The following is a 13014-nucleotide window of genomic DNA, read 5'->3' as shown; positions in this document are numbered from 1 at the left end:
CCGCGCGTCGCCCTCCGGCGGCCGGATGCGAGACTCTGATCACCGGACCGATCGGAAGCGGAAGCAAGTGAGCCACGAAGTGAGCAAAAAGTGAGCCAACGATGATCGAGAAGCGGGCACGTGAGCTGCTCGCCCTGGCCGGGCTGCCGCACGGCGCGGAGCTGCTGGCGCTCGGCGAGAACGCGGTCTTCGCGACGGACGACGGACTCGTCGTGAAGATCGGCAGGAACGCCACCGACCACCCCGAGCTGTTCGACCGGGCGCGGCGGGAAGTGTCGCTGGCCGCCTGGCTCGCGGAGTCGGGCATTCCGGCCGTACGGGCGGCGGAGCCGGAGGCGCGGTCGGTGGACGGCCATCCGCTGACGCTCTGGCACCGGCTGCCCGCCGCCGTACGCCCGGCCGGGCCCGCCGATCTGGCGTCCCTGCTGCGGCTGGTCCACGCGCTGCCCGCCCCCGCCGGCTTCTCCCTCCCCCGCCGGGAGCTGCTCGGCGGCGTCGAACGCTGGCTGCGTATCGCGGGGGACGCGATCGACCCGTCGGACGCCGACTATCTGCGGGGCCGCCGCGACGGCTTCGCGGAGGCGGCGGCCACCCTCGTACCGCGTCTGCCGACGGGCCCGATCCACGGCGACGCGCTGCCGCGCAATGTCCATGTCGGCCCCGACGGACCGGTCCTGGTCGATCTGGAGACCTTCTCCGCCGACTTCCGGGAGCACGATCTGGTGGTCATGGCCCTGTCCCGGGACCGGTACGGGCTCTCCGCCGAGGCGTACGACACCTTCACGGGGACCTACGGCTGGGATGTCCGCGAGTGGTCCGGCTGCCCGGTGCTGCGCGGCGCGCGGGAGACCGCCAGCTGTGCCTGGGTGGCGCAGCACGCCCCCGCCAACCCCAAGGCGCTCGACGAATTCCGCCGCAGGGTCGCCTCGTTGCGCGAGGACGATCCCGAGGTGCGCTGGTACCCGTTCTGACGGAACGGAGTGACGCTCAGGACGCCGTCGGCGCGGCGGGAGCCGGCGTCGGCTCCCGTACCGGCCAGACCGTGTCGATCACCGCGTCCGCGTCGCCCTTCCGGCGCAGGAAGTCCTGGAAGTCGGCCGCCCACCGCGCGTACCAGGTGATCTGCTGCTCGTGCAGCCGCGCCGGGTCCAGCGCGGCGACCGAGCCGTGCCGCTCGGCTATCGCGATCGCCACCCGGACGGCCGCCAGCGCGTCGGCCCCCGCCTCGTGCGCCGCGTCGAGCACCACGCCGTACTCCCCGCAGACGGCCTCCAGCGTGCGCTTGCCGCGCCGGTAGCGGTCGACGGCGCGGTCGATGGTGTACGGGTCGATGACCGGCCCGACCGGCTGGAGCGGCGGCAGTCCGTGCCGCCGCAGCTCGGCCGTGAGCAGCGTCAGATCGAAGCTCGCGTTGTACGCCACGACCGGCACCCCGCGCGCCCAGTAGTCGCCGAGCAGCGCGCCGATCTCGCCCGCGACCTCGGCGGCCGGGCGTCCCTCGGCGACGGCGCGTTCGTTGCTGATGCCGTGGACGGCGGACGCCTGCGCGGGGATGCTGATGCCAGGGTCGGCGAGCCAGCCCCGCTGCCGTATCACCTCGCCGCCCCTGACCTCCACGACCGCCGCCGTCACGATCCGGGCCTCCAGCGGCTCCGTACCGGTCGTCTCCAGATCGAATCCGACGAGCGTTTCTCCATGCCAAGACATCGTGGCCCCTCCCTCATCACCGCGGTGGCGCTTCCCCCGTTGGACTTTCACCCTGCCACGCGCCACTGACAACGCCGGTTCAGGAGACCGGGCGGGAGTCCGTCCAAACCGACTCGAACTCCTCGCGGTAGGTCTGGAAGAGTCCGTGTTCGGTGTCCTGCCCCGAACGCACCACCTCACGCCCGCCACCGCGCAGCACGAGCACCGGCGCCTCCATGCCGCGCGCCCGGCGCAGATAGGACTGGACGACGGCCATCCCGTCGGGGCCGTCGCCGTCGACCAGATACGCGGTGAAGCGCGGGGTCTCGTCGAAGACATGGATCTCGAAGGCGCCCGGGTCGCGCAGCTTGGACCTGACCCGCCGCATGTGGAGGATGTTCATCTCCACCGAGCGGCTCAGCTCGCTCTTGCGCAGCCCCAGTTCGCGTTCGCGCCGACGGACCGCGCTGCTCGCCGGGTTGAGGAAGACGAGCCGTATCCGGCAGCCGGACTCGGCGAGCCGGATCAGCCGGCGCCCGGAGAAGTTCTGGACGAGGAGGTTCAGTCCGATGCCGATGGCGTCGACACGCCGGGCGCCGCCGAAGAGGTCCTCCGCCGGGATCTGCCGCTGGAGCCGTACCCGGTCCGAGTGGACGGAGACGACATCGCCGTACCGGTCGCCCACCAGGTCCTCGACCGCGTCGACCCGCAGCCGCCCGGACGACGGGGTGCCGCCGCCGGCTCCGAGGATCTCCAGCAGCCGGGCCGAGGCCCGTTCCGCCTGGGCGAGGACCGTCTCGTTGAGCGCCCGGTTGCGCGAGACGACGTTCCGCGCGACCTCCAGCTCGTCGAGTGCCAGCTCCACATCGCGGCGGTCGTCGAAGTAGGGCTGGAAGCAGGGCCAGTGCTGGACCATCAGCTCCCGCAGCTGCGGGAGGGTGAGGAAGCTCAGCACGTTGTCGTCGGCCGGGTCGAGCAGATAGCCCTTGCGCCGCGACACCTCCCGTACGGCGACGGCGCGCTGCACCCACTCCTGCCCGGCGGGACCGGCGGCGGCGACCACCCACTCCTCGCCGTGCACGGGGTCGTAGATGGGCCGCAGGACGGCGGCGACGACCGCGCGCAACCGCTGCTCCACCAGATTCAGCCAGATATAGGCCCGCCCGGCGCGCTGGGCGCGCGTACGGACCTCGCTCCAGGCGTCCGCACCCCAGTCCAGCTCGGCGCCGATCTCCATCGGCCGCGCGAGGGAGACCGCTCCGGGTGGTATGTCGCCGGATTCCCCCGCATGACCTGCGTCACCGGGCGGCAGCTCCAGCCCTCCCCCGCTCACCCGCGCACCCGCCTTCTCTCCCTATTCAACGATCAAGGAAGGGTACTCCGCCGAGCGGAGACGGTGCAGCAGGATGCACAGGCTCCTTTCCCAACTCCCTTGTTCATGTAGCTTGTTTGAAGTTCCGACTTGGACCGCAGTGAGGTGATTCATAGCGATTGCGCCCGGTCCGCGCCGGGGCGGGCGGGACCGCGGAACACGGATGGGACGGCTGAGCCGGGCCCCGAAGCCGGTTCGCACCCCGCACGACGGCACGTGGCGCGCGGTTGACCCGTGATGTTGACGCCGGGCAAGAAGCGCCGAGAACACCTCCGGGTCCTAGGTGGCGGCCCCGATTTCGGGGAAGATCTGGCACAAGAAGCCCGCAGCACCCGGATCAGAAGTGGAAGAGTCCTATCTATGCAGGTCTGGCCGGGACAGGCGTATCCCCTCGGCGCCACCTATGACGGCGCCGGCACCAACTTCGCGGTCTACTCGGAGGCCGCCCACCGGATCGAGTTGTGCCTGCTGCACGACGACGGTTCAGAAACGGCGGTGGAACTGCGCGAGACGGACGCCTTCGTACGCCACGCCTATCTGCCCGGCGTCATGCCGGGACAGCGCTACGGCTTCCGGGCCCACGGCCCCTACGAGCCGGAGCGCGGCCACCGCTGCAACTCCGCCAAACTGCTCCTCGATCCGTACGCGCGTGCGATCAGCGGCAGTATCGAGTGGGGCGAGTCGGTGTACGGCTACCACTTCGGCCGGCCGGAGTCGCGCAACGACATGGACTCGGCGCCGCACACGATGTCCTCCGTCGTGGTGAACCCGTACTTCGACTGGGGCGACGACCGGCTCCCCCGTACGGACTACCACCGCACCGTCCTGTACGAGGCCCATGTGAAGGGCCTGACCATGCTCCACCCCGAGCTGCCCGAGGAGCTGCGCGGCACCTACGCGGGGCTCGCCCATCCGGCGGTCATCGAGCATCTGACGGAGCTGGGCGTGACCGCGCTGGAGCTGATGCCGGTGCACCAGTTCGTCAACGACCACCGGCTGGTGGACGCCGGTCTCACCAATTACTGGGGCTACAACACCATCGGTTTCTTCGCCCCGCACAACGCCTACGCGTCCTGGGGCGACCGGGGCGAGCAGGTGCTGGAGTTCAAGCAGGCCGTACGGGCGCTGCACCGCGCCGGCATCGAGGTCATCCTCGACGTCGTCTACAACCACACGGCCGAGGGCAACCACCTGGGGCCGACGCTCTCCTTCCGGGGCCTGGACAACGCGCAGTACTACCGGCTCGGCGAGAACCAGCGCTACTACACGGACACCACCGGCACCGGGAACTCGCTGCTGATGCGCAGCCCCCACGTACTCCAGCTGATCATGGACTCGCTGCGGTACTGGGTGACCGAGATGCACGTCGACGGATTCCGCTTCGACCTCGCGGCCACGCTGGCGCGCCAGTTCCACGAGGTGGACCGGCTGTCGTCGTTCTTCGACCTCGTCCAGCAGGACCCGGTGGTCAGCCAGGTGAAGCTGATCGCCGAGCCCTGGGACGTCGGCGAGGGCGGCTACCAGGTGGGGAACTTCCCGCCGCTGTGGACCGAGTGGAACGGCAAGTACCGCGATACGGTGCGGGACCTGTGGCGCGGCGAGCCCAGGACGCTCGCCGAGTTCGCGTCCCGGCTGACCGGCTCCTCCGATCTGTACCAGGACGACGGGCGCCGGCCGCTGGCCTCCATCAACTTCACCACCTGCCACGACGGCTTCACCCTGAACGACCTCGTCTCGTACAACGACAAGCACAACGAGGCCAACGGGGAGGGCAACCGGGACGGCGAGAGCCACAACCGGTCGTGGAACTGCGGCGCCGAGGGCGAGAGCGACGATCCGGGGATCGCCGAGCTGCGCGAGCGGCAGATGCGGAACTTCGTCGCGACGCTGATGCTGTCGCAGGGCGTGCCGATGCTCAGCCACGGCGACGAGTTCGCCCGGACGCAGGGCGGCAACAACAACGCGTACTGCCAGGACAACGAGGTCTCGTGGGTCCGCTGGCCGGAGAAGGCGGGCAAGGGCGCGGAGGGTGACTCCTCGCTGCTGCGGTTCACCCGGACGATGGTGTGGCTGCGGCGCGACCATCCGGTCTTCCGGCGCCGGCGGTTCTTCCACGGGCGCCCGGTGGAGGGGACGCACGACGATCTGTCGGACATCTCGTGGTTCACGCCGGAGGGCGAGGAGATGACCCAGCAGGACTGGCAGGCGGCGCACGCCAAGGCCATGTCGGTCTTCCTCAACGGGCACGCCATCTCGGAGCCGGGGCCGCGCGGCGAGACGATCTCGGACGACTCGTTCCTGCTGATGTTCAACGCGAGCGCGGAGGAGCTGGAGTTCGTGGTGCCGGTCAACCACGGGGAGCACTGGCAGCTCGTGGTGGACACGGCGCGGCCGGAGGGAGTGGTTCCCGGTCAGGGGGAGAAGGTCGACGGAGGCGCGCGGATCAGGATGATCGGACGGAGCATGACGGTCCTGATGCGGCCGGCGTAGCGGCGCCTCCGTACGGTACGAGGTCGGACGGCGCCGCCCGACCGCGTACCGGGCCCCGTCCGCGCCGGGCCCGACCGCTCGCGGGCCGGGCCGGGCCGGGCCGGGCCGGGAAATCCGGTTGCCGCGCCCCCGGCCCGGTGGTCCAGTGGCCGGATGGATCAGGATGAGGTACGCGCCGCCTTCGACCGCCAGCTGCGCGAGCGGGCGCCCGCCGACGGCCCCGGCGCCCGCGTGGAGCGGTCCGGGGACGTCGTCCGGCAGGTGGGCGCCGCGCACGACTGGAACGGTGTCCTCTGGTCGGACCTGACCGACGCCACGGCGGACCGGGCCATCGCCGAGCAGGCCGCGTACTTCGCCTCGCGCGGCCTCGAAGCCGAGTGGAAGCTGTACGCGCACGACCGCCCCGCCGACCTCGGGCGGCGCCTGCTGGCCGCCGGGTTCGTGCCGGGCCCCGCCGAGGAGGTGATGGTCGCGGAGAGCGCGGCGGTGAGCGGCGAGCCCGTACTGCCGGACGGCGTACGGCTGCTGACCGTCACCGACGCGGCGGGCGTGGACCTGCTGGCCGAGGTCCACGCGCGGGCGTTCGGCGACGACGGCCCCCGCTTCCGCGAACGGCTGCGGGCCCGGCTGGCCGAAGCCCCCGACACGCTCGTCGCGGTCGTCGTCATGGCGGGCGATACCCCGGTGAGCGCGTCCCGGATGGAGCTGCCGCCGGGCGTGGAGTTCGCCGGCCTGTGGGGCGGCGGCACCGTACCGGAGTGGCGTGGCCGGGGCCTCTACCGGGCACAGATCGCCCACCGCGCCAGGATCGCCGCCGCGCGCGGCTACCGCTGGCTCCAGGCCGACGCGCTGGACACCAGCCGGCCGGTCCTGCGGCGCCTCGGATTCGTGTCGCTCGGCACGACCACGCCGTATGTGTACACGCCGTAATGCGGAGAGGAATGCGGACAAGGCGTGAGCACCCGGCCGTCCCGTATGGCGCATTACCCCGTTTCCGGGGTACGTACGTGCGTATGACGCCCACCGCTACCTACCGGCTCCAGCTCCAGCCGGACTTCCCCTTCCCGGCGGCCGAGCGGGTCGTGCCGTATCTCGCCGCGCTCGGGGTCTCCCATCTGCATCTGTCGCCGGTCCTGGAGGCCGTGCCGGGCTCCGCGCACGGGTACGACGTCACCGACCACGGCGCCGTACGGGCCGAGCTGGGCGGCGAGGAGGGGCTGCGGAAGCTGGCGGCGCGGGCGCGGGAGTACGGGCTGGGGATCGTGCTCGACATCGTGCCCAACCACATGGCCGCCTCGCCGCGCCACAACAAGGCGCTGTGGGAGGTGCTGCGGGAGGGCCGGGACTCGCCGTACGCGCGCTGGTTCGACATCGACTGGGACGCGGGCGGCGGCAAGGTGCTGCTGCCGGTGCTGCCCGGTCCTGTCGGGGACGAGCTGGGCGCGCTGCGGGTCGTGGACGGCGCGCTGCACCACGGCGAGGAGCTGCGCTACCCGCTCGCGCCCGGGACCGAGCGGCTCCCGCTGCCCGCGCTGCTGGACGCCCAGCACTACCGGCTCGCGTGGTGGCGGCTCGCCAGGACGGAGCTCAACTACCGCCGGTTCTTCACCATCTCCGAGCTGATCGGGGTACGCGTCGAGGACCCGGAGGTCTTCGACGCGACCCACGCCAAGATCCTGGAGCTGGTACGGGACGGGGTCGTCGAGGGGCTGCGCGTCGACCACCCGGACGGGCTCGCCGACCCGGAGGGGTATCTGCGCCGGCTGAACGAGGCGACCGGCGGCTGCTGGACGGTGGTGGAGAAGATCCTCGCCGCCGACGAGGTGCTGCCCGCCGGCTGGCCGGTCGCCGGGACCACCGGGTACGACGCGCTGCGCCATATCGACGGCGTGTTCACCGATCCGGCGGGCGCGGCGGCGCTGGAGCGGCGCTACCGCGAGATCGCCGCGCCCGTCGGGGACCGGGGCGGCTACTGGCCGGGGACCGTGCGGCGGGCCGCGTACAAGGTGCTCTTCCACGAACTGGCCGCCGAGACCGCCGCGCTCGTCCGGACGGCGGAGCGGGTCTGCGCGGCGGACCCGGCGCTGCGCGACCACGCGCCGTGGGCGCTGCGGACGGCGGTCCGTGAGCTGCTCGTCCGGGTGCCGGTCTACCGGCCGTACGTGACGGCGGGCGGCCCCTGCCCGGAGGAGGCGGAGGCGGCGGTACCGGAGGAGGCGGTACGGCAGGCCAAGGCGGTGTTCACGGTGGAGCGGGAGGCGGCGGCCGTGGACGTGGTGCGGGAGCTGGCCCTCGGCCGGCTCGGCACGGGCCCCGACCACGCCGCGTTCTGCGCGCGCTTCGCACAGACCGCGTCCGCGCTGCGGGCCAAGTCGGTGGAGGACACGGCGTTCTACCGCTATGTGCCGCTGCTCTCCGCGAACGAGGTGGGCGGCGACCCCGGGGAGCCGGCCGTGTCCCCGGAGCGCTTCCACGCGTACTGCCTGCGCCTGGCGCGCGACTGGCCGGCCACCGGGACGGTGCTGACCACGCACGACACCAAGCGCAGCGCGGACGTACGGGCCGGGATCGCCGTGCTGTCCCAGTGCCCGGAGCGGTGGGACGAACTGCTCGACCAGGTCGCGGAGATAACGGCCGCGACGGGGGCGCCCGCGCCGGATCCGCAGGTGGCGTGGCAGGCGTGGCAGACCGCGGTGGGCTTCACCCCGGCCTCGGACGGCAGCCTCCCGGAGGGCGCGCGGATGGTGCCCGCGCTGCTGAAGTCCGTACGGGAGGCGGGTCTGCACACCAGCTGGACGGAGCCGGACCCGCTGTACGAACGGGCGGTGACGGACTTCGTCGAGGCGGGTCCCGCCGGCCCGGCCCGGCAGGCGGTCGCCGAGTTCAACCGGGCGCTCGCGCCGTACGTACGGGCCGGGGCGCTCGGCGCGGCGCTGGTGCAGCTGATGATGCCGGGCGTGCCCGACCTCTACCAGGGCACGGAGCGCGAGTACGTGGCGCTGGTGGACCCGGACAACCGGCGGCCGTTCCGGACGGGCCCGCCGGACGACCGGACGGTGGTGACGACGGCGGCGCTGCGGCTGCGCCGGGAGCGGCCCGGGGTGTTCGGCGAGTCGGGGACGTACACGCCGCTGCCGGCGACGGGCCCGGCCGCCGCGCACTGCCTGGCGTTCGCGCGGACCGGCCAGGTGGTGACGGTGGTGACGCGGCTTCCTTACGGTCTGGAGCGGGCCGGCGGCTGGGGGCCCACGGAGCTGGCGCTGCCGGCGGGGCGGTGGCGGGATGTGCTGACGGGGAGCGAGGTGTCGGGGACGGTGCGGCTGGGCGAGCTGCTGGACGGACTGCCGGTGGCGCTGCTGTCGGCGGTCTGAGGGGGCGGCGGGCCCGTACGGGGGCGGCGGGCCCTCGGGGGGCGGCGCAGCGCGGGCCCGCGTCAGAAAATCCGGTGCCAGGCGTTTACAGAGTGCCGGAGCCGCGCTACGTTCCGAAATGGGAGCGCTCCCATCCCCAATGATTGTCATGATCGCCTCAATTTTCGATCATCACCGGTCGCCTGCCGCTCCCGAACGCACCAAAACCAGCACCACAACCCGCACCGAAACCCGCACCGCCCCACCGCACCACCACTCGCGTCCAACTCGCCGAAGGGACTCGCGCGATGACACGCCCCCCACTGTGGCTGTTGCACCATCCCCGCAGAGCCGTACTCCTCGTCCTGCTCGCCGTACTCCCCGCCCTCGCGCTGGTCGTGACCAGCAGCGGCTCCTCCGACGCCCACGGCACCCCGATGCAGCCCGCCAGCCGTACCTTCATGTGCTGGCGCGACGGCCTCACCAGCACCGGTGAGATCAAACCCATCAACCCCGCCTGTAAGGCCGCGGTGGCGGAGAGCGGCACCACCCCGCTCTACAACTGGTTCTCCGTCCTGCGCTCCGACGGGGCGGGCCGGACCCAGGGCTTCATCCCCGACGGCCAGCAGTGCAGTGGTGGCAACACCACGTTCAGCGGCTACAACGCGGCCAGGAACGACTGGCCGGTGACCCACCTCACCTCGGGCGCGTCGCTCGACTTCTCCTACAACGCCTGGGCCGCGCACCCGGGTTGGTTCTACGTGTACGTCACCAAGGACGGCTTCGACCCCACCAAGACGTTCACCTGGGACATGCTGGAGTCCAGCCCGTTCCTGACCGTCGACCACCCGGCCGTCACGGGCCAGGTGGGTACGGTCGAGGGCGCGTACAAGTGGACGGGCACCCTGCCGAGCGGCAAGAGCGGCCGGCACATCATCTACATGGTGTGGAAGCGCTCGGACAGCAACGAGACGTTCTACAGCTGCTCCGACGTGGTCTTCGACGGCGGCAAGGGTGAGGTGACCGGCGTGGGCGAGCCCGGCACCACCCCGACCGACCCGCCGACCGACCCGACGGCGACCTGCACCTCGACCCGCAAGGCCACCAACTCGTGGTCGGGCGGCTACCAGGCCGATGTCACCGTGAAGAACACCGGCCCCAACCCGATCCTCGGCTGGATGGTCGAGTTCACCATGCCGACCGGCCAGAAGGTGGAGAGCCTCTGGAACGGCAGCGCCACCTACGGCGGACAACAGGTCATGGTCCATAACGCCGACTGGAACGGCACACTGGCACCCGGCGCCTCCACGACCTTCAGTTATGTCGGCAGTGGCGGCTCACTGGATACGAGTGTGCCCGTCTGCTCGGTGCACTGACCTCGCGGACTCCTCCGGCACACTCCTCCGACCCCCGGTCCGCCGTCTCCACCCCCCACACCTTGTGACGGCGGGCCGGGCCCCGGGGGCGCGTGTCAGTGCGAGGCGAGCCGGAACGTCATCTCCCCGAAGCCGACCATGTCCCCGTCCCGCACCACGGCGGTCGTCGTCACCCGGCGCCCGTTGACCGTGGTGCCGTTGGTCGAGCCGAGGTCACGCAGGATCCACAGCCCGTCCCGCATGCTCAGTTCCGCGTGCAGCCGGGAGACCGTGTCATGGCTGAGGCGCAGTCCGTTCAGCGGATCGCGGCCGATGCGCAGGGGATACGGTCCTGCGTGCGGCAGCAGCAGCTTCGGCAGCTTCTCCGCCTGCCACGCCCCGCGCAGCCGCTGGGTGAAGGCCGACACCCGGCCGACCGTGCCGAACAGCAGCCGGGACCAAGGGGATTCGGTGTGCAGGTCGGCGGTGAGCGGTTTCAGCTCCTCGACCCTGCGGGCGGCCAGCGCGAGATCCATCCGGCGCAGAAACGTGTCGTGGGACAGCTTCCCCTGGGCCGCGCCCTCCCGGAGCACCGCGAGCACACGGTCCCGCTCGGCGTCGGAGAGCCGCTCAGGGTACGTGGGGAACTCGGGGGACGACGTCACGTCGGCAATTGTCCTTCCGACGGGCGTGAGGTGTCCAGACGATCCCCCGTTCCACCCGATTCGCCGCGATCACCGCGCCCCGCGCCGCCACTCTTGCCACCATGGAGAACGACGAGCCGTGAGGCGAGCCGACGAGGCCGAGCCGACGAGCAGACAGAGGGGGAACCGCCCGTGCAGTTCGAGGTGTGGGCACCGCAGGCGCGGGACGGGGTCGTGCTCAGGATCGCGGACGCGGGACGGGACGCGGGCCCGGGACGGGACACCGTACCGGGCCCGGGACCGGACGCCGCGCGGGATGCCTTACCGGCCTCCGGCGCTCTGCCCATGCGGCCCGATCCCGGGCGCCCCGGCTGGTGGACGGCCGAGGCGCCCGGCGCCGCCGACGGCACGCGGTACGGCTTCGCGCTCGACGGCGGGCCCGTACTCCCCGATCCGCGCTCCCGGCGCCAGCCGGACGGCCCGGACGGCCTCAGCGCCGTCGTCGACCAGAACGCGTACGACTGGCGCGTCCCGTGGTCGGGCCGCGCTCTCCCCGGCGCGGTCCTCTACGAGCTGCACATCGGGACGTTCACCCGCGAGGGCACGTTCGACGCGGCGGCGGCCCGGCTCGCCCCACTGGCCGAGCTGGGCATCACCCATGTCGAGCTGATGCCGGTGTGCCCCTTCCCCGGGACCCACGGGTGGGGGTACGAGGGCGTCTCGCTCTGGGCGGTCCACGAACCGTACGGCGGCCCGGCGGGCCTCAAGCACTTCGTCGACGCGGCGCACGCGCTCGGGCTGGGCGTCGTGCTCGACGTGGTCCACAACCATCTCGGCCCGGCCGGCAACCATCTGCCGCGCTTCGGGCCGTACTTCACCGATACGCACCACACGCCGTGGGGCGCCGCCGTCAATCTCGACGCGCCCGGTTCCGACGAGGTGCGCGCGTATCTGCTGGGCAGCGCGCTGGCCTGGCTGCGGGACTTCCGGCTCGACGGGCTGCGGCTGGACGCCGTGCACGCGCTCGCGGACGACCGCGCGCTGACGTTCCTGGAGGAGCTGTCCACGGCGGTCGACGAACTCTCCGTCGCCACGGGCCGCCCGCTCTTCCTGATCGCCGAGTCCGACCTGAACGACCCCCGTACGACCACCCCCCGCGCACGCGGCGGGCTCGGGCTGCACGCCCAGTGGAACGACGACTTCCACCACTGCCTGCACACCGCCCTCACCGGCGAATCCCAGGGCTACTACGCCGACTTCGCGCGCGAACCGCTCGCCGCGCTCGCCAAGACGCTCACCCGCGTCTTCTTCCACGACGGTACGTATTCGAGCTTCCGGGGCCGGACGCACGGCCGGCCCGTCGACCGCACGGACACCCCCGCGCACCGCTTCCTCGGCTACTCCCAGACCCATGACCAGATCGGCAACCGCGCGCTCGGCGACCGGCTCTCCGCCACTCTCTCCCCCGGGCTGCTCGCCTGCGCCGCCGCGCTCGTACTGACCGGGCCGTACACGCCGATGCTCTTCATGGGCGAGGAGTGGGGCGCGACCACGCCCTGGCAGTTCTTCACCGACCACCCCGATCCGGTGCTGGCCGAGGCCATCAGCAAGGGCAGACGGCGGGAGTTCGCGGCGCACGGCTGGGCGGCCGAGGAGATCCCCGACCCGCAGGACCCGCGCACCCGGGAGCGGTCCTGCCTGGACCGCTCGGAGCGGGTGACGGAGCCGCACGCGCGCCTGCTGGCCTGGTACGGCGAGCTGATCGCCCTCCGTCGCGACCAGCCGGACCTGGCCGACCCGGACCTGGCGGCGGTACGGGTGGCGTACGACGAGGCGGCGCGCTGGCTGACGTACCGCAGGGGCGATGTACGGGTGGCGGTGAATCTGTCGGCGGAGCCAGTGGAGATCCCCCTCGACGGCGGCGGGTTCCGCGTACTGGCCACGTGGGACCGCCCGGAGCCGGCCGGGAACGGCGGTGCGCTGCGACTGCCGCCGGAGTCGTGCGTGGTGCTGGCGGACGATTAGGGCCTGTGTGGGGTTGTGATCTGGATCAGGGAGCGGGGCGTGGTGCGTGCGATCGCAAGGCGCCGAGAGGCCCTCGTAGCGGAGCTACTAGG

General features: G+C 72.2%; 9 protein-coding genes. 6 read left to right on the top strand and 3 right to left on the bottom strand.

Annotated features, from left to right (window positions below; all coding sequences use genetic code 11):
- Positions 1-101 precede the first annotated feature (101 nt).
- Positions 102-971 (top strand): aminoglycoside phosphotransferase family protein, encoded by an 870-nt coding sequence (locus AB0389_RS11405; RefSeq protein WP_366395115.1) that lies wholly within the window; start codon positions 102-104, stop codon positions 969-971.
- A 16-nt stretch (positions 972-987) separates the two neighbouring features.
- Here the strand turns inward: AB0389_RS11405 and AB0389_RS11400 are convergent, their stop codons facing one another.
- Both AB0389_RS11400 and AB0389_RS11395 read right to left on the bottom strand, forming a co-directional pair.
- Positions 988-1707 (bottom strand): 3'-5' exonuclease, encoded by a 720-nt coding sequence (locus AB0389_RS11400; protein WP_366395114.1) that lies wholly within the window; start codon positions 1705-1707, stop codon positions 988-990.
- Between the two features lie 79 nt (positions 1708-1786).
- Positions 1787-3019 (bottom strand): SAV2148 family HEPN domain-containing protein, encoded by a 1233-nt coding sequence (locus tag AB0389_RS11395; protein WP_366395113.1) that lies wholly within the window; start codon positions 3017-3019, stop codon positions 1787-1789.
- 399 nt (positions 3020-3418) lie between these two features.
- On the opposite strand from AB0389_RS11395, the gene glgX reads away from it, so the two are divergent.
- The 4 genes from glgX to AB0389_RS11375 all read left to right on the top strand — a co-directional run bounded on the left by glgX (position 3419) and on the right by AB0389_RS11375 (position 10274).
- Entirely contained in the window at positions 3419-5548 is a 2130-nt protein-coding gene (gene glgX, locus AB0389_RS11390) for a glycogen debranching protein GlgX (protein WP_366395112.1), read from the top strand.
- A 153-nt stretch (positions 5549-5701) separates the two neighbouring features.
- Positions 5702-6478 (top strand): GNAT family N-acetyltransferase, encoded by a 777-nt coding sequence (locus AB0389_RS11385; RefSeq protein ID WP_366395111.1) that lies wholly within the window; start codon positions 5702-5704, stop codon positions 6476-6478.
- A gap of 83 nt (positions 6479-6561) precedes the next feature.
- A complete protein-coding gene (treY, locus tag AB0389_RS11380) occupies positions 6562-8919 on the top strand; it encodes a malto-oligosyltrehalose synthase (protein WP_366395110.1) in 2358 nt (785 codons plus the stop codon).
- Positions 8920-9206: 287 nt separating this feature from the next.
- Positions 9207-10274 carry a lytic polysaccharide monooxygenase gene (locus AB0389_RS11375; protein WP_366395109.1) on the top strand — a complete coding sequence of 356 codons (1068 nt, stop codon included), beginning with the start codon at positions 9207-9209 and terminating at the stop codon, positions 10272-10274.
- 95 nt (positions 10275-10369) lie between these two features.
- Here AB0389_RS11375 and AB0389_RS11370 read toward each other — a convergent pair whose 3' ends face one another.
- Complete coding sequence (locus AB0389_RS11370; RefSeq protein WP_366395108.1) at positions 10370-10918, bottom strand: DUF1707 and FHA domain-containing protein; 549 nt, start codon at positions 10916-10918, stop codon at positions 10370-10372.
- Positions 10919-11242: 324 nt separating this feature from the next.
- Here AB0389_RS11370 and treZ point away from each other — a divergent pair, with 324 nt between their 5' ends.
- Positions 11243-12922 (top strand): malto-oligosyltrehalose trehalohydrolase, encoded by a 1680-nt coding sequence (treZ, locus tag AB0389_RS11365; RefSeq protein ID WP_366395270.1) that lies wholly within the window; start codon positions 11243-11245, stop codon positions 12920-12922.
- The last annotated feature ends 92 nt before the right edge of the window (positions 12923-13014 follow it).

Source organism: Streptomyces sp. NPDC093109, from assembly GCF_040701725.1.
Taxonomy (GTDB): Bacteria; Actinomycetota; Actinomycetes; order Streptomycetales; family Streptomycetaceae; genus Streptomyces.
Note: the sequence above shows the minus strand (reverse complement) of the source record. Positions and strands in the feature narration are given on the sequence as shown.

Excerpts from the sequence above, each read along its gene's own strand:
- AB0389_RS11405 (WP_366395115.1), top strand. The coding sequence starts at position 102 with ATGATCGAGAAGCGGGCACGTGAGCTGCTCGCCCTGGCCGGGCTGCCG.
- AB0389_RS11375 (WP_366395109.1), top strand. The coding sequence starts at position 9,207 with ATGACACGCCCCCCACTGTGGCTGTTGCACCATCCCCGCAGAGCCGTA.
- glgX (WP_366395112.1), top strand. The coding sequence starts at position 3,419 with ATGCAGGTCTGGCCGGGACAGGCGTATCCCCTCGGCGCCACCTATGAC.
- AB0389_RS11400 (WP_366395114.1), bottom strand. The coding sequence starts at position 1,707 with ATGTCTTGGCATGGAGAAACGCTCGTCGGATTCGATCTGGAGACGACC.
- treZ (WP_366395270.1), top strand. The coding sequence starts at position 11,243 with ATGCGGCCCGATCCCGGGCGCCCCGGCTGGTGGACGGCCGAGGCGCCC.
- treY (WP_366395110.1), top strand. The coding sequence starts at position 6,562 with ATGACGCCCACCGCTACCTACCGGCTCCAGCTCCAGCCGGACTTCCCC.
- AB0389_RS11385 (WP_366395111.1), top strand. The coding sequence starts at position 5,702 with ATGGATCAGGATGAGGTACGCGCCGCCTTCGACCGCCAGCTGCGCGAG.